Annotated in this window: 18 protein-coding genes and 3 pseudogenes; 7 read left to right on the top strand and 14 right to left on the bottom strand. The window is 65.4% G+C overall.

Annotated features, from left to right (window positions below; all coding sequences use genetic code 11):
• Positions 1-65: 65 nt before the first annotated feature.
• The 7 genes and pseudogenes from H5J25_RS20110 to H5J25_RS20075 all read right to left on the bottom strand — a co-directional run.
• Positions 66-469, bottom strand: a pseudogene (locus H5J25_RS20110) (integrase); the annotation flags it as partial.
• 409 nt (positions 470-878) lie between these two features.
• Positions 879-1,652 carry an alpha/beta fold hydrolase gene (locus H5J25_RS20100; protein WP_202096659.1) on the bottom strand — a complete coding sequence of 258 codons (774 nt, stop codon included), beginning with the start codon at positions 1,650-1,652 and terminating at the stop codon, positions 879-881.
• Between the two features lie 149 nt (positions 1,653-1,801).
• Positions 1,802-2,977 carry a zinc-dependent alcohol dehydrogenase gene (locus tag H5J25_RS20095; RefSeq protein ID WP_202096658.1) on the bottom strand — a complete coding sequence of 392 codons (1,176 nt, stop codon included), beginning with the start codon at positions 2,975-2,977 and terminating at the stop codon, positions 1,802-1,804.
• 162 nt (positions 2,978-3,139) lie between these two features.
• A pseudogene (locus tag H5J25_RS20090) lies at positions 3,140-3,773 on the bottom strand (tyrosine-type recombinase/integrase).
• A gap of 327 nt (positions 3,774-4,100) precedes the next feature.
• Complete coding sequence (locus tag H5J25_RS20085) at positions 4,101-4,994, bottom strand: dihydrodipicolinate synthase family protein (protein WP_202096657.1); 894 nt, start codon at positions 4,992-4,994, stop codon at positions 4,101-4,103.
• A gap of 16 nt (positions 4,995-5,010) precedes the next feature.
• Positions 5,011-5,624 (bottom strand): annotated as a pseudogene (locus H5J25_RS20080) (LysE family translocator).
• A 10-nt stretch (positions 5,625-5,634) separates the two neighbouring features.
• Entirely contained in the window at positions 5,635-5,952 is a 318-nt protein-coding gene (locus tag H5J25_RS20075; RefSeq protein WP_202096747.1) for a DMT family transporter, read from the bottom strand.
• Positions 5,953-6,108: 156 nt separating this feature from the next.
• Between H5J25_RS20075 and H5J25_RS20070 the strand changes: the two genes are divergently transcribed.
• The 7 genes from H5J25_RS20070 (at position 6,109) to H5J25_RS20040 (ending at position 13,359) form a co-directional block, all read left to right on the top strand.
• Positions 6,109-7,005, top strand: a complete 897-nt coding sequence (locus H5J25_RS20070) for a LysR family transcriptional regulator ArgP (protein ID WP_202096756.1) — start codon at positions 6,109-6,111, stop codon at positions 7,003-7,005.
• Between the two features lie 107 nt (positions 7,006-7,112).
• Positions 7,113-7,283 (top strand): hypothetical protein, encoded by a 171-nt coding sequence (locus H5J25_RS20065; RefSeq protein ID WP_202096746.1) that lies wholly within the window; start codon positions 7,113-7,115, stop codon positions 7,281-7,283.
• Positions 7,284-7,305: 22 nt separating this feature from the next.
• A complete protein-coding gene (locus H5J25_RS20060) occupies positions 7,306-7,989 on the top strand; it encodes a B3/B4 domain-containing protein (RefSeq protein ID WP_202096755.1) in 684 nt (227 codons plus the stop codon).
• 32 nt (positions 7,990-8,021) lie between these two features.
• On the top strand, positions 8,022-9,167 hold the full coding sequence (locus H5J25_RS20055; RefSeq protein ID WP_202096745.1) for a trans-sulfuration enzyme family protein: 1,146 nt from the start codon (positions 8,022-8,024) through the stop codon (positions 9,165-9,167).
• A gap of 11 nt (positions 9,168-9,178) precedes the next feature.
• Entirely contained in the window at positions 9,179-10,273 is a 1,095-nt protein-coding gene (locus tag H5J25_RS20050; RefSeq protein ID WP_202096744.1) for an NAD(P)H-dependent flavin oxidoreductase, read from the top strand.
• A gap of 474 nt (positions 10,274-10,747) precedes the next feature.
• Complete coding sequence (locus H5J25_RS20045; protein ID WP_202096743.1) at positions 10,748-10,909, top strand: hypothetical protein; 162 nt, start codon at positions 10,748-10,750, stop codon at positions 10,907-10,909.
• Positions 10,906-13,359, top strand: a complete 2,454-nt coding sequence (locus H5J25_RS20040) for an AAA family ATPase (RefSeq protein ID WP_202096742.1) — start codon at positions 10,906-10,908, stop codon at positions 13,357-13,359. The genes H5J25_RS20045 and H5J25_RS20040 overlap by 4 nt, the downstream gene beginning before the upstream one ends.
• A gap of 443 nt (positions 13,360-13,802) precedes the next feature.
• Here H5J25_RS20040 and H5J25_RS21020 read toward each other — a convergent pair whose 3' ends face one another.
• The 7 genes from H5J25_RS21020 to H5J25_RS20010 form a co-directional block, all read right to left on the bottom strand.
• Positions 13,803-14,000, bottom strand: coding sequence for a DUF5818 domain-containing protein (locus H5J25_RS21020; protein WP_404829631.1), 198 nt, complete (start codon positions 13,998-14,000; stop codon positions 13,803-13,805).
• 19 nt (positions 14,001-14,019) lie between these two features.
• Entirely contained in the window at positions 14,020-14,220 is a 201-nt protein-coding gene (gene rpsU, locus H5J25_RS20035; RefSeq protein WP_202096741.1) for a 30S ribosomal protein S21, read from the bottom strand.
• Positions 14,221-14,264: 44 nt separating this feature from the next.
• The gene (locus tag H5J25_RS20030) at positions 14,265-14,414 is read right to left on the bottom strand and encodes a hypothetical protein (RefSeq protein ID WP_202096740.1); all 150 of its coding nucleotides are present in this window, start codon (positions 14,412-14,414) and stop codon (positions 14,265-14,267) included.
• A 221-nt stretch (positions 14,415-14,635) separates the two neighbouring features.
• Positions 14,636-16,543: a type IV secretory system conjugative DNA transfer family protein gene (locus H5J25_RS20025; RefSeq protein ID WP_202096739.1), complete on the bottom strand. Its 1,908-nt coding sequence runs from the start codon at positions 16,541-16,543 to the stop codon at positions 14,636-14,638.
• Positions 16,544-16,556: 13 nt separating this feature from the next.
• Positions 16,557-17,579: a P-type DNA transfer ATPase VirB11 gene (virB11, locus tag H5J25_RS20020; protein WP_202096738.1), complete on the bottom strand. Its 1,023-nt coding sequence runs from the start codon at positions 17,577-17,579 to the stop codon at positions 16,557-16,559.
• A gap of 4 nt (positions 17,580-17,583) precedes the next feature.
• Positions 17,584-18,912, bottom strand: coding sequence for a type IV secretion system protein VirB10 (gene virB10, locus H5J25_RS20015; protein WP_202096737.1), 1,329 nt, complete (start codon positions 18,910-18,912; stop codon positions 17,584-17,586).
• A 1-nt stretch (position 18,913) separates the two neighbouring features.
• The gene (locus tag H5J25_RS20010) at positions 18,914-19,921 is read right to left on the bottom strand and encodes a TrbG/VirB9 family P-type conjugative transfer protein (RefSeq protein WP_202096736.1); all 1,008 of its coding nucleotides are present in this window, start codon (positions 19,919-19,921) and stop codon (positions 18,914-18,916) included.
• Between the last annotated feature and the right edge of the window lies 1 nt (position 19,922).

The following is a 19,922-nucleotide window of genomic DNA, read 5'->3' as shown; positions in this document are numbered from 1 at the left end:
CCACGACCCGCCATCGCGCAGCTTGCCTGCCGCTCGAATAACAAAAGCGTCCTTTTAGCCGCGTGTCACCGTCTAACCTTTGAAAGGACGCGGGACGCCGCATTGCTCCGCACGGCCAGCTTGCGGCGATAGCGCAACGCCGTCGCCGGCGACGACCATCGGAGGGTCAGCGCGATGCCCGCGCCATCCTCACCCGCAGCGAACAGATCCTGGGTCAACTCGACCCGCAGCGAGTGGGTTGAGAGTGCCGCGATCGCCTCGAACAGCTCGCGCCCGAGATGTCGACCAGCCCGGCGTCGGCCGCGACCAGCGCGATCCGCCGACAGACCCCGCATACCCCCTGGCGGGTGAGGCGTGTCTCGCCGATCGTGTAAGTCACTTGTCCTAGCACTGCCGGCGTACCGCGTAGCCGCTCCTGCCAATTCCGCGTATTGCCTGGGATCGCGTGATATGCCTGCGGCGGCATAGCGAGGAGGATGACGAGCATCGCATCATGCTGCCTGCTCCTTTGAAGGCCCGCAAGCGAGGGCGTACCACCGAGCATCTCGGCGAGGTCAGCTACGCCGCGCGTGAGGCGAGCTACGGCTGGGGCTGCGTGCTAGTCGCGAACAGCATCGCTGCGCATGGTTCACTACGTCGCTGTTTCCTAGGGACGGCGGCTATCTCCTGCCGCTGAAGGCGGTGGTACGGGCGCAGGTCGGGATCGCGCCCAGGACGGCATCTGCGTTGGCATGCGCGTCGTCCGCGCCGGCGCCTGACGGTCAGGGCGGGAGGGCGGCCGTGGCATCAACAAACCGCATGAACGAGTGACCGTTGTTGGGGAGCCAATAAGGTGCCGTGAATGGCGGGAAATGGGTCGGCGTTACAGCCCGCTAAGTTCACAGCGTAGCTGTGAGGATGACCTCGACCGTCTCGTCCGGCATGTCCCACATTGGAAAGTGACCGCTGGACTCGAACCAGTGCAGCTCTGCGGACGGGAACGCAGTTTTTGCGCGCGCCGCCTGCCGCGGCAGGCATAGCCTGTCATGCCTGCCCCATCCGATCACGATCCGGCCAGTGCTGTCGGCAGCAGGACCGGTCTGCTCGGGCCCGGCCGCAAGGTCATGCACAAGCGCATCGAACGTCTGTGTCGTACTGAGATCGGTGAGCTCGGTCGCCACCATCTGCGGATCAAGCGCCCATGGATGCGCGGACAATTGGGCGAGCAGGGCGGTGCGCGAGGCCGCGTGACGGCTCAACATCGGTAGGGCGGGCCGGATCGCCCGCAACAAGCGGCCCGAGACACCGATCGTGGTCTTGAAGAAGGTGCGTTCCCAACCACGCCAGAACCCGCCCGGGTCAAGTGCGACGACGTTGCCGACGACGCCACGCCTGGCAAGTTCGAGCACTATCCGCGCACCCATCGAGCTGCCCACGACGTCGATCCCGGTCAGCTCGTTCTCAACGATGAAGCGCTGCACGCTGCCGACTAGGCCGTCGAACGTCCCACTATCGTGCTCTGCCGGGGTCGCGCCATGTCCGGGCAGGTCGATCGCTATCACCGTTCGGCTGACGCCAAGCGAGTCTAGAATGGGGCTCCATGATCGCGAGCTTCCGCCCAGCCCGTGGACAAGCAGCAGTTTGCGACCAGAGCCGCGGTTGATCTCGTGCATCTCGTTCCATTCAGTAATCTGGGACGGCTCAACGAACACAGCCCGTGCATGGCACCACTTTATCTGTCAGCGGCCGGGCGCCGGTCGTTGCGGCGCTCGATCCTCAAAAAGGGGATCGCACGCCGCCACGACAATGAGGGATGCGCAACTCAGCCGTGCGGGCGCATGACCACCTTGATGACGCCGTCCTCCTTGTCGCGGAACCTGGCGTACATCTCGGGCGCGTCCTCGAGGCTGGCCGGGTGCGTGATGACGAAGCTCGGGTCTATTTCCCCGGCCACGATCTTTTCCAGCAGTGGCTTGGTGTAGCGCTGAACGTGGGTCTGGCCGAGCTTGATGGTCAGCCCCTTGTTCATCGCCGCCCCGATCGGCAGCTTGTCGCCCATGCCGACGTAGACGCCGGGTACCGACACCGTGCCGCCCTTGCGGCAGCTCATGATCGCCTGTCGCAGCACGTGGACGCGATCGGTGGCGAGCATCATGCTGGCCTTGACCTTGTCCATGACGGCATCGGCCGCGCCGTGTCCGGCCGCCTCGCAACCCACTGCATCGATGCAGCTGTCGGGTCCTCGTCCCTTCGTCCGCGCCTGCAGCTCGTCGAACACGTCCGTCTCGGCGAAGTTGATCGTTTCGGCACCGCCGGCCTCGGCCATGGCGAGACGCTCGGGCACCTCGTCGATCGCGATCACCCGGCCTGCACCCATCATCAGCGCCGAGCGGATGGCGAACTGGCCGACCGGGCCACAGCCCCAGATCGCCACGGTATCACCGGGCTCGATCTGGGCGTTTTCGGCGGCCATGTAGCCGGTCGGGAAGATGTCCGACAGGAACAGCGCCTGATCGTCGGTGACGCTATCAGGGATCTTGATGGGTCCGATGTCCGCCATCGGCACGCGCAGATACTCGGCCTGACCGCCGCAATAGCCACCCAGCATGTGGCTAAAGCCGAACAGGCCGGCGGGCGAGTGTCCCATCGCCTTGGCGGCCATCTCGGCATTGGGATTGGTGCGGTCGCAGGCGGCGAACAGACCCTTGCGGCAGAACCAGCAGTCCCCGCAGCTGATCGTGAACGGCACCACCACGCGGTCGCCGATCTTCAGGTTGGTCACCTCGGAGCCGAGGGCCACGACCTCGCCCATGTTCTCGTGACCGAGAATGTCACCGGCCTCCATGGTGGGCTGGTAGCCGTCGAGCAGGTGGAGGTCCGACCCGCAGATCGCGCAGGCGGTAACCTTGATAATCGCATCGCGCGGATGCTTGATTTCGGGGTCCGCGACGGTGTCGACGCGGACGTCGCCCTTACCGTGCCAGCATAGTGCGCGCATGTGTCTTCTCCGTCGGGGCAGGGGCTCCGCCAGGATCGGAAAAGCGACTGAACCAACTCAACGTCTCTGAGCACGGAACGGGCTCGTACTTATTCGTCTATATTAACAAACTTCCGGTTTGAGCAGCGATCGGCGACGCCGGAGCGCCCGCAATTGGCTCGCTCAGACCTCTGTGCGTTCGGCCAGTTCCAGAGCGTCCTCCACGTCTACGCCTAAGTAGCGCACCGTACTGTCGATCTTTGCATGGCCGAGAAGAATCTGAACGGCGCGGAGGTTGCCAGTCGCCTTGTAGATGATCGGTGCTTTTGTGCGCCGAAGGGAGTGCGTCCCATAATCCTGAGCCGGAAGGCCGATGCCGACCACCCACTCGTGCACGAGGCGGGCATATTGCCGCGTACTCATGTGAGCCATATAGTCGTTTCGGCTCGGGAAGATGAAGTCGTTCATCGTCCCGCCGCGTCTTTCCAACCATGCCCGCATCGTCTTACGTGCGGTGTCCATCAGCTCGAACTGAACCGGTCGTTTGGTCTTCTGCTGAACCACGACGGCGCGGTCACGTACGCGCCCGCCGGAAACTACATCGCCGATCCGCACCCTGACCACATCACAGCCGCGCAGCTTTGCTGTCGATGGCAAGATCGAACAGCGCTCGGTCGCGCAGTCGTCTATGCTGGTCGAGCCAGAAGCGAATGGCCCAGACCTGTTTCTGTTTCAGCGCCCGCTTCGCACCGATAAGCCGGCCTTCGTTCCAAGGTCGAAGTTCGTGAAAGGCGGGGTCCATCGGCGAGTGACCCATCGATCGTCTCCATCGGGCCGGATCGGCCGATCGAGCGTACGTGGGCGCAGTAAACCTGCGGTTCGTAAATGTGGTTGGTCGGCCGTCGGTGATGCTGAACAAGCGGCCGGTTTCGGGTGGCGTTTGGTAGTCCCTGAGCGACCGGAAGTGGGTCAGTGCAGCAGCGAGTGGCTGATCAGCAAGTGTCACAACCGTTCGGTTGTGACACCATACGGCACTGCGGCTTCTGACCAATCCTTATCATTTTAGCTGCACGCACCGCGGAGGCCCCTTCTTCTTGGCTGTCCCGCTAAAGGCTCGCTTGTAAGAAGACGGTCGGTCAGCCCGTCACACCCCCAAATGGTCAAGAGCCGTGCCGACATCCGCCACGACGTCAGCTCCGACGCGCATGATCGGTAGGGGCGGATCGCCGATCTGCAGCGAGAGCAGGTCTGCGATGGCGTACATGAGGCGGAGACTGCCGTGCGCCTTGAACAGGGACCACAGCGGCGCGAACGCCGCATTGATGGCGGCCGCTTCGTCGAAAACGCCGTCCTGCGCCGCACGGGTCAGGCGCAACGCCGGTTCGGGCAGCAGGCCGGCGACGACGCTGTACCAGGCATCGCCGCCCGCCAGCAGTGACGGGGCCGCGCCCCAATCGCCGCTATAGCCGATCGCGAACGTCTCGGGCGTGGTGGCGCGCAACCGCGCCAGCTCGCCGGCATAGCCGTCGTCCGCCGGCAGCGGCATCTTGATCGCGGCGATCCCCGGCACCGCCGCCAGCTCGGCGATGAGCGCGTCGGAGAAGGTGAAGTTGGTGGTGCCGGGATTGTTGTAGACGCACAGCGGCAACGCCGTGGTGCCGGCGACGGCGCGATAATGAGCTGCTGCTTCGCCATCGGTCAGTGAAGCGTAGGATACCGGCGCCAGCAGCAACCCCGATGCGCCCGCGCGCTCCGCGTCGCGGGCGAGGTCGATCGCCCAGCTCGTTCGCAGCGCGCCGACACCGACGATCAGCGGCACGTGACCGCTCGCGGCTTCCACCGCCGCGGCTACCGCCCGCTTGCGCTGGTGCCGATCGAGATAGGCGTAGATGCCTGTGCTGCCGAGCAGCCCGATCGAGTCCACGCCTGCCGTGACAAGGCGGTCGATCAGCAGACCGAGCGCGGCGGTATCGACGACGCCATCAGTATTGGCAGGGGTGAGCGGGAAGGCCGACAGGCCTGTGAAGAGCTTAGACATGCGCGTCCCTTTCGGATCAGCGGGCAGTTAGGAGCTTGAGGCCGGCACCGGCGAACACCACTGCCAGCGTCCCCTCGATCCAGCGCCGAGCGCGGGCATAGCCGCGTACCATCGGCGCGGTGGAGAAGAGGAGCGCATAGCCGCCGAACAGCACCACGCCGAGCGCGACGCAGCCGAAGAAGGCCGCGGCGACCTGGGCCATCGAGGCCTGCATGCCGACCCCCAGCGTCATGATCGCGAGCCACGACAGCACCGATTTCGGATTGCCGAGGTGCATCAGCACGCCGCGCCGGTAAAGCGCGCCCGCGCTCGGCTGCTCGCGCGGGGCGGTAACCACCGCCGCATCGCTGCGCAGCGCCGACCGCGCCGACTTGAACGCCAGCCACAGCAGATAGAGCCCGCCGGCGATCTTCAGGATGACGAGCGTCTGTGCGTAGCGTGTCAGCAGCGCGGAGAGGCCGGTCGCCGCGACCAGCCCCCACACGAAAGACATGGTGATGACGCCAGCCGCCAGCGCCAGCGCGGGGCGACGTCCTTGTCCCATCGCGACCGACATGATCGCCATTGTGCTCGGGCCGGGACTCCGGCCGCGATCACATAGGCGACATAGACCAGCAGCAGCTCCTTCATCACTCCCCCCTTACGGCGTCGCCAGCTTCATCATGACGAGGCCGCTCAGGATCAACAACGCAGCCATGAGCCGCATGGCGTTGGCGGGCTCGCCGAGGATCAGGATGCCAACCGCGAACGCGCCGACCGCGCCGATCCCGGTCCAGACCATGTAGGCGGTGCCGAGCGGCAGGGTCCGCATCGACCAGGACAGGAGCCCGAGGCTCAAGATCACGCCGACAACCGCGATCGTACTCGGCCAGAGCCGGGTGAAGCCGTGCGACTGCTTCATCGCATAGGCCCACACAACCTCAAACAACCCGCCGACGACAAGCACGATCCACGCCACAGCAGCCTCCACACACGATGCGAGCTGCCGGGCCGTCCCGGTCTTGAAACTCCCTGTTCGGAGGCGGGAACGTGGTCGCCGCTGCCGCGACTCTAACCGAGGACGTCGATGTAAGTGAAGGTTGTTCATCTTAACCCGATGAAGCATAGCTTCATCATGCTCGACTATGCTTCCATCGCCGCGGTCGCCGCCATCATCCGCGAGGGTACTTTCGAGCGCGGTGCCGCCTCGCTCGGCATCACCCCGTCCGCGATCTCGCAGCGGGTCCGCGGGCTCGAGGAGCGGCTCGGCGCGATCCTGATCGTCCGCGGCCAACCCTGCGAGCCGACCGAGCTGGGGCGTACGCTGTGCGCCCACCTCGATCGCGTCCGGCTCCTCGAACATGACCTCGCCCCCTCACTTGGCACTGCCGCCCCTGTGGCCGACGCGCCGATCACGCTGCGCCTGGCAGTCAACTCCGACAGCCTGCCAACCTGGTTCCCGGCCGCCATCGCTGCGTTCGATCCTGGGCCGAACGTTACCCTCGACCTGACGCTCGACGACGAGGCGCGCACTGCCGATCGGCTGCGCGCGAACGAGGTGCTGGCTGCCGTTACCGACGATCCCGAACCGGTGCAGGGGTGCAAGACCATTCCGCTTGGCGCGCTCTGCTACGCTGCGTGCGCGACACCCGCGTTCGTCGAGCGCTACTTTGCCGACGGCGTGACGGCCGACAGCTTGGCGTTGGCGCCGCACATCCGCTTCGATCGGCACGACACCATGCAGGCGCGCTGGGCGCGCGAGGCACATGGCGTCGACCTCACCGGGCCGGTTCATTGGGTGCCCTCAACCCACGGCCTGCTCGACTTCATCCTCGCGGGCGTCGGATGGGGCATGAAACCCGTCCAGCTCGTTACCGATCATCTGGCGTCGGGACGACTTGTTGAACTGCCGCCCGCGCTCCGCCTCGACGTGAAGCTCTACTGGACAGTTGCCCGCCTCCACGCGGCCACGCTGCGCCATCTCACAGACGCCGTCTGCCAAGCAGCGGCGCGCCAGCTCGTACAGCGATGAAGCGCAGCTTCACTCAGCTAAGGTAGTTGAATTTCACTAACCGATGTCCGGTCGCTAAATCGGTGATGCCCGATCTGGGCTGCCTGTCATCGATCCGGAGTGTATCCATGTTCGCCTACCTGTCTCGCGCCACCAGCGCGTTGAGTGCATCCAGCAGCGCTCCATCGCGTTCGAAGGCGCGACCGCGTACCGGCCTGTGCAAGATGATGCTGGCAACGTCGGAAGTAGCGATCCGCCACCATTACGCGGCGCCGTGGCTCCACGACATCAAGCGCTGAACTCCTGAGCATGATCGTCCACATGTTCCCACGCCCCATCATCGACCCCGCCATCGCGACCATCGCTCCCGGCTTCCATGCCGTCAGCCTGTTCGCCGATGCGCGCGGCACCACCCCGGTTGCGATCGATCCGAGCGTTCTCGCCGACGCTTGTCGGTTCGTCGCCGAGGGTGGCCCGGTCTGGGCCGAGGCGCACCTTGCGAGCTGGGCGGAAACCTACACCCGCTTCGGCGCCAAGCCGAACCGCACGCCCTGTTCGGCGCAGGCGCTCCGAAAGCGCGTGCTGAAGGACGGCACGCTGCCGGCCATCAACCCCGTGGTCGACCTCTACAACGCCGCGTCCTTGCGCTTTGCGGTGCCGGTGGGCGGCGAGAACATCGAAGCCTATGCGGGCGCGCCCCGCCTGACGATCGCCGACGGCAGCGAGCCGTTCGACACGATCGCCAATGGCGAGCCGGCGATTGAGTATGCGACCCTCGGCGAGGTGATCTGGCGCGACGACGTGGGCGTGACATGCCGGCGCTGGAACTGGCGACAGGGATCGCGCACCCGCCTCGACACTTTCACCGGACGGATGTGGTTCGTCCTCGAAAGCCTCGACACCATGCCGCTCGCGGCGCTCGACGAGGCGGCGACCTTCCTCGAACTGGGGCTGCGCACGCTGATCCCCGGCTGCTTCATCGCCCGCGAACCGCTCGCCGCGTGATCGCCAACAACCAGAACCACAGGAGAGACCTCATGCAGATCGAGACGATCGCAGTCCACTCGGGCCGCCAGGTAGACCCCGCGACGGGTGCGGTCAGCGCGCCTATCCACCTCGCCACCACCTTCGAGCGCGACGCCGATGGCGGCTTCTCTCGCGGGTTCGAGTATAGCCGCGACGACAACCCCAACCGCCGCTCGCTCGAAACCTGCCTCGCCGCGCTCGAAGGTGGCGAGGCCGCGGTTGCCTATTCGTCGGGCATGGCGGCGATCTCCGCATCGATCGAGGCGCTGCGCCTCCATCGCCCCGGCCGTCTCGTGCTGCCGCAGGACATATATTTCGGCGTTCGCTCCTTCCTCACCGATACCGCCTTCGGTCGCTCGCTGGAGACGATCGTGGTCGACATGGCCGATCAGGCCGCCATCGAGACGGCGTGCCGTGAGGGCGAGCCCGGGATCGTCTGGATCGAGACGCCCTCCAATCCCCTCGTTAGCATCGTCGACGTCGCCGCGGTGACTGCGATCGCCAAGGCCGCGGGCTTCGCCACGGTCGCCGACAACACGTGGGCGACGCCCATCCTGCAACGCCCCTTCGAGCAGGGCGTGGACGTGATCGTCCATTCGCTCACCAAGTATATCGGCGGGCACAGCGACGTCATGGCCGGTGCGGCGATCGTCCGCGTGGGCGGACCGCACCTGGACGAGCTGCGCGCGATCCAGCGTCATCGGGGCGTGCTGGCGTCCGCCTTCGATAGCTGGCTCGCGCTGCGCGGCATCGCGACGCTGCCGGCGCGGATGCGCGTCCACAGCGCGACCGCGCTCGTCGTCGCCCGCTTCCTGGAGGATCACCCGGCCGTCGCCAAGGTCCACTATCCCGGTCTCCCCTCGCATCCGGGCCATGCGGTCGCGAGCCGGCAGATGCACGATTTTGGCGGCATGATCTCGTTTGAGGTGCAGGGTGGCCGCGACGAGGCGATGGCGGTCGCCGCGGCGCTCACCATCTTCACCCGTGCGACGAGCCTCGGGGGCAATCACAGCCTAGTTGAGCATCGCGCGTCGGTCGAAGGGCCGGCGACCACCGCGCCGGAATCGCTGCTGCGCGTGTCGATCGGCCTCGAACATGGCGACGACCTGATCGCCGACCTGGACCAGGCGCTGCGTTCCATCGGTTCGTCCGTCTGAAAGGAACCAGGATGCTCGATCGGATCGGAATGATGCTGCCGCTGATCCAGGCGCCGATGGCCGGCGTGTCGACGCCTGCGCTGGCCGCCGCGGTGTCCGACGCCGGCGGACTCGGCTCGATCGGTGTCGGCGCGACGGATGCCGGAGGCGCGCGCGCGATGATCGACGAGCTGCACGCGCGGACGGCGCGCCCCTTCAACGTCAATTTCTTCGTTCATGCGACCGCCAAGTCCGATCCTGTGCGCGAGGCGGCGTGGCTGGATGGGCTCGCCCCGTCGTTTGCCGAGTTCGGCGCGGCACCGCCCGCGGCCTTGCGCACGATCTACACGAGCTTCGCCGACGATCGCGCTATGCTGGCGATGCTGCTGGAGACACGGCCGAAGGTCGTCAGCTTCCATTTCGGCCTACCGTCTGCCGACGCTCTGGCAGCCTTGCGCGAATGTGGGATCGTCCTGCTCGCCACCGCCACCAGCCTTGACGAGGCACGAGCGATTGAGGCGGCGGGGATCGATGCGATTGTCGCGCAGGGGATCGAGGCGGGCGGACATCGCGGCCTGTTCGATCCCGCCGCCCCCGACGACGCGCTCGGCACCGTGGCGCTCACGCGCCTGCTAGTGCGCGAGACACGAGTGCCGGTGATCGCGGCGGGCGGGATCATGGACGGCGCCGGCATCGCCGCGGCGCTGGCGCTGGGTGCTATCGCCGCTCAGCTCGGCACCGCGTTCATCACCTGCCCGGAATCCGCCGCGGACGACGGCTACCGGACCGCCCTCGCCGGCCCCGGCGCGCACCACACGTCACTCACCCCGCTGATCTCGGGACGACCGGCACGTGCGCTCGCCAACCGCTTCACGCAGCTCGCCGCGCACCTCGCCGGCCATACGCCGCCCGACTATCCGATCGCCTACGACGCCGGAAAAGCCCTCCACGCTGCCGCCAAGGCACATGGCGAGCATGGCTACGGCGCGCATTGGGCGGGGCAAGGGGCACCGATGGCACGTGCGATGCCGGCCGCCGCGCTCGTCGCGACGCTCGCGGAGGAACTTGCTGCTGCGCGCTCCAGTTTCGGTAGCGTTGTGGCAGGTGTCACAACCGTCCAGTTGTGACACCAACACGCAAACGTCCGTTTTCCGCGAGGTTCGCGGTGTCAGAAGTCCGCGTCAGATCGCCTGCGCGAGGAATGACGGGCCATCTGGTGCGGACGCACCATCTGCACTCATTTCGTACCTGCCGAGATGAACAAGCGTCCGCTTCCAGGAAGGGAAAGATGCCTCTGAACGACTGGAAGTGGGTCCTCGCGACGGCGAGGCCATCGGCGGGTGTCGACCAAAATATGTCGGTCCGATCGGGCAGCAGGAATGTCGTTTTACGTCGGAACCGGCCATTCGAAGGGGCAGGGCCCGGACTAAATTCACATTCTCGGTAAGGTTGAATCTGTGCTCGCTTGGCCGATCAGGTATTTCGAAGTTACATTCCCTGGGAGGCTGATCTTGCGGACTACTCCAGCGGGGCGGCGACGGGGGGATTGAGACAGGATGGAGCCTTCTGATCAGCTTGAACCTGGGGGCGAGCAGATTCGCGTGACGACCGTCGCCGGCGCGGTCCTGTCTTCCTTCTTCGACGAACTCGCGCGGGTCGACGACTTCGGTGAGTGCGCGGAGCAGCTCAGAAAGCTCGTGCTGGTCGACGGCGTGTTCGCCGAGCCGGCTGTACGAAACGCTCTCTTCCCGGACTCGCAATGATCCGCATCCAGCAGATCTCAATTCGCGAGTTCCGCGGCATCCGCGACCTAACGTTGACGCTCAACGGTGAGAACTTCGCCGCCTGCGGGCCGAACGGGACAGGCAAGAGCGGGATCGTCGACGCGATCGAGTTTGGTCTCACCGGGAACATCTCCCGCCTGTCGGGTCGGGGCACCGGCAACCTCTCGGTAAAACAGCACGGTCCGCACGTGGACTCGCAGAACGAGCCCGACCTCGCGACGGTCACAATCGACGTCACCATTCCTTCACTCAACGGCAAGAAGGCATCGATCCACCGGTCGGTGAAGGGTCTCAACGCCCCGACGATCACGCCGGGCGATCCCGACGTCCTCGCGGTCTTCGAGCAGGTGAAGGCGCGTCCCGAGTTCGTGCTGTCGAGACGCGAGCTCATACGGTTCGTGCTGTCCGAGCCGGGCGACCGCGCCAAGGAGGTCCAAGCCCTTCTCCAGCTCGGCGACGTCGAGAAGATGCGGGTGGTGCTGCAGAAGATCGCGAACGCCTATGCAAGGGAGGTGAAGCCGCTCGAACGGTACGAGGCCGAGGCGACTCAGCTTCTCAGAACCGCGCTGGGGCTGACCCAGGTCGGCAAGGCCGCGATACTCGATGCGGTCAACCCAAGGCGCGCGATACTGGGGCTCGGTCCGCTCGACGACCTCCTCGCCACCACGTCGCTCGTCGACGGACTCGCGACCATCGGGACGGGTGGCGTCCGTTCGCGCGTCATCAAGGTCCAGGCCGTCGAGAACATCGCCGCACTGCAGGCGGCGCTCGCGGCCCTGACCGCCTCGTCGGTGTCCGCGGAGTGCGCGGCGATCGCAGGATCGCTGACGGAGCTGGTCGCCGATCCGTCGACGGTGAGCGGCGTGAAGGAGGAGGGTTTGCTCACGACGGCGCTCGACCTCTACGATGGCGAGCATTGCCCGGTGTGCGACAAGGCGTTCGACGAGGACGCCTTCGTCGCCCACCTTCGTGGCAAACTGTCCCACCTTGCGAACATCTCCGCGCGGAAGCGCGCCATTCAGGAGCGCATGGCGCCCGTCCTGGACCTGATCCGGGAGGCCGGGACGGCGATTGCCGCCACGATCACGGACTCGCAGGGGCTCACGCCGCCATTGGACGTGAAGGCGCTGGGCGACTTCAAGCAGGTGCTTCTGGGTCGCTACCGGCAGCTGGAGGCGTTCCTTCCGATCGAGGACACGGTGGCGGTGCTGGGCGTCGCCAGCAGCGTGCCTGATCTGGATGCGGCGATCGGGACGGTGTCCGCGGCGGTGGCGGCCCTGCCGGAACCCAGCGTGCAGGACGCGGCCCGCGACTTCCTGACGGTCGGGCAGGAGCGGCTCGACCAGTTCCGCAGGGCCCGTCAGGCGCTCGCCGTCGGCAGGGCGAGGGCCGAGCGCTCCGCCACAGCCTTCGAGATATTCGGCGACACGACGACGAAGGCGCTGGAGAGGATCTACGAGGAGGTCCAGGACGAGTTCGCCGAGTGCTACCGCGTCATCAACAGTGACGACGAGTCCGACTTCACCGCCGCCCTGCTCCCGTCGATCGGCAAGCTGGCGTTCGACGTCGACTTTTACGGCCGCGGCAAGTTCCCGCCTGGCGCCTATCACAGCGAGGGTCACCAGGACGGAATGGGGCTGTGTCTATACCTCTCGTTGATGAAGCATCTGCTGGGTACCGGTTTTACGTTCGCGGTGCTCGACGACGTTCTCATGTCGGTCGACAAGGGCCACCGCCGCGAGGTCTGCACGCTGCTCAAGGACCGGTTTCCGGATACGCAGTTCATCTTCACGACGCACGACGACGTGTGGCTGCGGCACATGCGGGCCGAGGGCATCATCAAGTCGAAGGGACTGGCCCACTTTCGGACCTGGACAGTCGAGACCGGACCTACGGAATGGACGAACGCGTCGGTGTGGGAGGAGATTGACGCCCATCTTGCGCTGAACGAGGTCAGCAAGGCCGCAGGCATGCTGCGGCGTTTCCTGGAATACTACGCGGCGGAGACCTGCCATCGGCTGCGCGCGTCGGTGGAGTTCAGGGGTGACGCCCAGTTCATGCTCGGCGACACGATGCCCGCGGCGATCGGCGAGTTCGGAAAGCTGCTTAGGAAGGCGAAGGACGTCGCAAACTCGTGGGGGCAAAGCGACGTCGTCGCGGCCATCGTCGCACGCGAGGCAGATTTCACGGCGGCCAAGCAGGCGACGAACGTCGATCAGTGGCAGGTGAACACCGGCGTGCACTACAACGCTTGGGCGGACCTTGGGAAAGGCGACTTCGCTCCGGTCGTCACGGCCTTCCGCGCGCTCGTCTCCTCCCTCGAGTGCCCGACTTGCGAGCAGATGTATTCAGTCACGCCCGAGCGCGGTCCCAAGGGCGGCGTCCGGTGCCAGTGCGGGGCGCTGAACCTCAATCTGGTCGCGAAGTGATTTGTGCGGGATCGGTCGGGGCATGCCGGCGCAGCGCCGCTCGGAACGTCGGCGCAGTTTAGGCTGCAGCCGGCTGCGGTGTCCGTCGTCCGGACCGGTTTCGGACCTCGGGTCGTTCTAGCTTCGTTCGCATGAGCGACGGCCGAATTGTCGACGGCGCGGGTGAGCCCGCGGTCGAACGCCCGACGCCTGCGGGATTCATGCGCAAGCTGCGGCCGGAGCTGTATTCCGACACGGCGGATCGGCCGCTCTATGTCCTCGACCGCGTTAAATGTCGTCTCTTAGTACAAGCCGACTTCTGGCGACGCCGACGGGAACGACGGCTTCGTCCCACTTTTTGTCATTCCACGGCCGCTCGTCGAGGCATCGAACGGACATGAACGGATGTCTGAAGTTGGGGAGCGGGCAACGACGGCTGAATGTCGTCTTTTGGGTCCTCGCGCCTACGCCGGCGCGACCCCGTCGGCTGCGACGATGCCGGCGCCGACCAAGGTGCCCACAAGCCGCACGCGCTTTTCTACGAGATCAACCGGCGTGCGCTGGAGCTCGAGTTGATACCTGCCGCCGAGATCACGACGGAGGTAGAAGGCCCCACCGTCACGGATCAGCGTCCCCGTTTCACTTATTCGAGTACCTATCATAGTCATACCGCCTCGGCGCTCACCGATCGCGTTCGGCGCGCTTTCGATCAGCTTTGCGCGCGCGACTGACCGCCGCGGCGTGCTCACGGGCACGGCGCTCCGATGGCTTCTCGTAATGGCGGCGGAGCTTCATCTCGCGGTACACACCTTCCCGCTGTAGTTTCTTCTTTAGGGCACGAAGGGCCTGGTCAACATTGTTGTCGCGAACGATGATCTGCATGACGGTGACTTTCAGGATTGAAGTACGCTCGGGTCAGAGCCTCGTTAAAGGCTGATGCCGCGTCGTGCCATCTCGGCGAATGCGATCTCGCCCAACGGGGTGCGGGGCTCAGACTTGTAGATGTCGGCGAGGTCTAGAAGATCCTCGTTCCCCAAGGTCACGATCGAGGTCTCGATCTCGTTCAGGCGCTCCATTGCCGCCTCTCCTCGCCGATCGAGGCGCTTTCGTCGTGTCTTGAGCATAAATCCCCCTAACAGCCGGCATCCGGCAGCGGCAGATACAATCCGCTCCTCTCCCGCTGCGACCGGTACGACCGACGCCGACCGGCTGACAGGGTAGGAGTAGCACGGACCGCCAGATTTTCACGACTAGGCGTCGGTCTGACTGTCTTCGTGTGAGGTGGCGGGACTGCTACTCAGGTCAGTGTGACGAGCTGCCCAAACAACGTGGACGTGCGCTGATCATGCGGCGCGGCACGTGCCGCATCGATCGCAGCCCTGTTCAAGCGGCTCGCTGGCGTAGCGGCGATCCAAACAGGGGCTGCCGCTCCGGAGCTGTTAGCGGCCTGATGGTCTGCGGAGGCGCACCGCTCGCTCTCGGCTTCAGCCGCCTGGATCACGCGAAGGCTGTTGGAGGCGACGGTTGGGTCGACGCGGATCGCCGGCATCGCCGGCGCCGGAATCTGCGTTCGGGCCTTCAGCTGCTTTTCGGCATAGTAGCGCACCTTCCTGCCGTAGGTTGCGTACATGCCGCGGCGGAAGACGATCAGGTCATTCTCGGGCAGCATCTCGACCTCCTGCGGTAGCAGGAGTGGCCGGCGCTGTTCGGACTCCGATGTCGAGCCGCCCCCGCCACCCCAGGTTCCCATGCTCCGGGAGCGGGCCTTGAACGTATAGGTGCCGAGCTGGTCGGAGATCTTCTTGGCATCGGAGAGCCCGGCCGGACGCAAGACGAGCCGTACGGCGCAGTTCCGTTCGATATCGGCCGCTACCTTGTCGCCATACACGCCCTGGATCTGCTCGATCGACTGAAAGGCGGGCAGAAGCCGCAGACCGTAGCCAGCGACATAGCTGAACGCCTGTGCGAGGACGGAGCATTTGCCGAGACTGGCGAACTCGTCGAGCGCCACCAGCACCTTCACCTGGTGACGATCACCCTTCGGCAGCTCGCGAACATTGCGATCGATCAACTGTTGAAACAGGAGACCGTAAATCGGCGCGACACGCTCGAGATCGTCGGGCGATACGCCCAGATAGAGCGATATCCGCTTGTCGCGAAACTCGCTCAAGTCGAAGTCGCTCTGGGACGTCGCTGCGTCGACATACGGATTGAGCCACGCGTTGATCTTGGCCGTGACGGACTGGCGGATCGATGTGAACGTGTTCGGCGAGGCGGTGGTGAAGTCGCGAAGCGCAGAGACGCAGCCGCCCGAGAGTGGCTTACCCGCCTGCTCTCGCCTGCTGATGATCTTTGGAAAGCGTTTCGCCGCATCTCCCGCGGCGAACTGGCGATAGACCTCGCCCATCGTAAAGGGCAGGGCATCGTCATCATCGTCCACCGTCGCTGCGACATAGGCAGCCACACCGAGAAAGGCGGTTCGAGCACTTTCCGCCCAGAAGTTTTCCCCCGATACCGGATCGGGAAAGAGCATTTGACCGATCTTCTGCAGCTCGTTGATGACCTCCACGGGATCGTCCCGCGTGATGTAGCTCAGCGGGTTGTAGCGGGCCGTGTTGCCCTTCGGGTCGAGCGGGTTGAACAGTACCACGCGCTGTCCGAGAACCTTCAGCCGATAGCCCGCCGTATTTTCGAAATTCTCCTGCTTGATGTCGAGCACCACCAGCGAATCCGGCCATTCGAGCAGGTTGGGGATGATCACGCCGACGCCCTTGCCGGCGCGTGTCGGAGCCTCGAGCAGGACGTGCTCCGGCCCGCCGAAACGCATGACCTTACCCCCCAGCTTACCAAGCACGATGCCCGAGCTCTCGAGTAGTTTGCCTCGGCGGGCCTCGCCGATCCGCGCCCAACGGGCTTCCCCGTGGAGCCGCTGGCGCCTGAACAGGCTGGAGATCATCATGAGGATCGTCAGCACCATGCCGATCGCGAAACCCACGAGGAACGGCCCGTAGACGATAGGGTACGCCTTCATCGTCCAGAGTGCGCCCGGCACCCTCGACCATGGCGTGCGGCCGGTGAGAAGGTGGGCCTTGAACAGCACGGCGACGGCACCGAAGGCCGCGCTCACGGCGGTCCCCATAAGAGCTAGGAAGACGATCGCCGCGGGTTGGGAGCCCTCGGCGCTGCGCACCCATTTGCCGCTCACGCTTCCGTTCCTCTCATTCACGGAGTTTGCCTGCGGGATCGAACCACACCTCGGTCATTCGATAGCGGGCGGGCCGCCCTTCACCCGGTGGCAATCGGTCCATCTGTACGACGATGTCGACCAGAGAGCGCAGCAGTGCCCGGATGTCGTGCCGGTCGAGGTCGTTGCCGCCTTCGGACTCCTTCACCAGAAGAGTAAGCTGCTCCAGTGCGCCTTCGGCAGTGTTGGCGTGAACGGTCGTGATCGAGCCGGGGTGGCCGCTGTTGACGTTGCGCAGATAGAAGAAGGCCGTCCCGTCGCGGAGTTCCTGCAAGAGAATGCGATCAGGCCGCATGCGCAGCGCCGACTCGAGGAGTTCCTTTGCGCCCGCCTTCTGGAGGCCCTTGCCATCCTTTGCGTACATCATGTGGACGCGGTTGCGCTGAGGCACGACGAGCTCGCGCGTGTCCTCGATCGTCAGGATGCGTTCGTATTCCGGGATCAGCTTGATGAGCCCTTTGGAAAAGCTCGTCTTGCCCGACCCCGTGGCGCCCGAGATCAGGATGTTCTTTCGCGATTCCACGGCAAGCCGAAAAAATGTCTTCCAGTCGTTGGCATCCCGTAGGGCGAGAAGCCGCGCATCGACCTCTTCGTTCACACCGTGTGCGCGGACCTCGCTGAAAAGACCCGTGCGTTCGAAATCGTCGAGGTCCATCGTCACACCGGACGCCTTGCGGATCGTGAGCGAGATGAACCCCCGCTCGACGGCGGGCGGCACCACGACCTGCGCCCGCTCGCCGCCTGGGAGCACCGAGGAGCAGATCGGGTATTCGGCATTCACGTCCTGCTTGGTCAGTCCCGCGATCAGCTTCGCGAGTGTCATGAGGGCGGCATTGTCGAGCGCGGGTTCCTCGTGCCACTCCCAACCGCCACGTGTTTCCAGGCCGATCACACCCGGCTCGTTGATAACGAGTTCGGTCACGTCATCGCGTTCGAGGTGTCGGCTGATCGGTTCGGCATTGTGCGTGTAGAGCAGCGACGCGGTTTGCGAGGACATCGTTCTATCGTCGCAGCCGCACCGCGTAGACCGAGCGGAAGTCGAAATCCTTCGCCACGAAAATGGCCGCGGTGTCGCCCTGATTCTTCTTCAGGATTGGCTTGATGGTCATGGTGTTCTGAAGGACCGTCTGCGCCGTCGTACCGGGGACCTGCGTCGTATAGGTCCCTTGGCCGGCGACTGCCCGGCTCGCGATGTTGGAGGCATCTTCCAATACGGATATGACCAGTCCGACGCCGAAGCGCGCCCAGAACTGCGTATCGACACCGCCCGGAAGACCAGCGCGGCCCAGGCTGTCAGCCGCCGGCGAGCCAAGGTCGATGGCGACGCCGCGCGGGGTCAGGGCACGGGTCCAGAGAACGAACAGACGCGCCTGACCCTGCGCAATGCCGCCGGAATATTGGCCCAGGACCTTCGTGCCCTTGTCGAGCAGCACGACCCTGCCATTCTCCGAGTAGACGTCATGGTTGATGACGCACGAGACGAAGCCCGCCTGGGTGGAGTTGATGGCGGTCTGTAGCGTGCAGGGAATGACGGTACCCGCGCTCAGCAGCAAGTTGCGATCGGCGACCATGGTCGCGCGCACCGTCTGGATCGCAGTGTGGGCGAGTTGATCGTTAAAATCGGTCGTGCCCTTGCCCTGCACGCCGGTTTCTTCGCCCGGTGCCCCGAACCCGCTCGCACCGACGCTCTGTCCACTCGAGGTCGCGACCATCGACCGTCCGGAAGGACGTCCGTCTGCATCGATCTGCCCGGTGCCTTGTCCGGGAGCCTGACCCATGCCGTCCCCGCCGCCGGCCGCGGTCGCGGCCACCGACGTGGGGCCGGCTCCGAATGCCATGATTGGCGAGCGCCGCGACGCATCCGCCATTAACCTTGCCTGCTCGACTCGCCGCTGGGCGGGGGTTTGCTGCCCGCTACTCGTGCCAGTCGAGGTTGATGCGGGACCTGAAACGACATTGCCGTTCGTGTCTACGGCGGGCTGGGTGGGCGCTCCTGCAATGGGGCGACCGAATATATCGGTCTGCGGTGCGCCAGCCTGGCCGAGCTGGTTGGCGAGTTGGGCCCGCTGGACGTCTGGCGATCCCATCACGTCATTCACGGCCCGATCGCTGGCCTTGGCCGGTTCGGCAGCCGCCGTCGTGCTAGCGGCGCGGTGGAAGGCGCCGTATCCGATCGCGATCCCTCCCATCGCGCTTATCAGCCCGATGCCGGCCCCGACGAGGGCGATGTTTCCCCAACCGCCGCTGCGAGCGACGACACTATTTTGTTGGCTGGACGGCAGCGCATCGGCACCGATCTCGCCGCCGCGGTCCAGGACGCTCTCGACCATACTATTGTCCCTTCACCTTGCGCTCGACCACGTTCGAAACGGTGCCGGTGCGATCGCCACGGTCGTTGCGAGGCGGCGCTTCGTTATAGATGCACAGAACCGTCGCTCCGCGTCGGAGGCGAAGCTGACGGTAGACGGCATGGATGACCACGAAGTCCTCGCGCACGTCGTAGGGCACGATCGTCTCGGTCCCGTCGACATCGACCGCGAAGATCGAAGGGATGTCGGCGTGACCGGGGTAGCGCAGCACCGTGAACTCGCCGTTGTCCGAGACCTCGGTCGGCTGCAGGGTCGGATCGCCCTGGACCGTGTAGTTCATGTTGCGAGTGCCCTCGATCACGGCGTGGTCGAGCGCCGATCCGGTGATCGAGGTCTCCAGTGCCTGGGCCGCAGCCGCCTGCGAGAGCTGTGTTTGAAGCAGCGCGAGAGCCCGCTCCTCTCGTGGATAATGGAACCGCACCCCGTACATCACCTGACCTGTCCCGAGAGACAGATTGAAATGGTAGGTCCGCGGCGATCCGTCGGCGTTGGTGACGACGATGAGGTTCGTCGGACCGGCTCTCTCACGCGGCTTGAGGAAGATGATGCTGCCTACCGGCGCGATCTGCCATGAAATCGTGTCGCCGAGTGCGGCTTGGGTGATCGTCTCGCCGGGACCGAACTGTATCTGGATGGCGTGACGGAAGCTGCCTTGGATCGAGACTACTTGGTCGGGATCGTAGTTGATATTGCGGACCCGGGCATCTTTCGATCCTGGCTTCGGCACCTCGGTCGCCCGCGCGGGGCAGGGGGTCAGGGCCGCGGAGACGGCACCAATGGCCGAGAACAGCACGAGGCGGCGCCAGATTGCACCTACGCCGCGCCAGACTCGGCTCTGCGAGCCGCGTTTGGTCAGAGAAAGCTTTGTGGCAGGCGGCGACAATCGCGCCGCCAGCCGCTTGCGCAGTTCGGGCAGGGAGACTGGAGCGATAGTCTCGTCGGTCGCCGGATGGGTAGTCGGGTCGATCATG

The organism is Sphingomonas aliaeris (assembly GCF_016743815.1).
Taxonomy (GTDB): domain Bacteria; phylum Pseudomonadota; class Alphaproteobacteria; order Sphingomonadales; family Sphingomonadaceae; genus Sphingomonas; species Sphingomonas aliaeris.
This window is presented reverse-complemented; position numbering and strand designations above follow the sequence as displayed.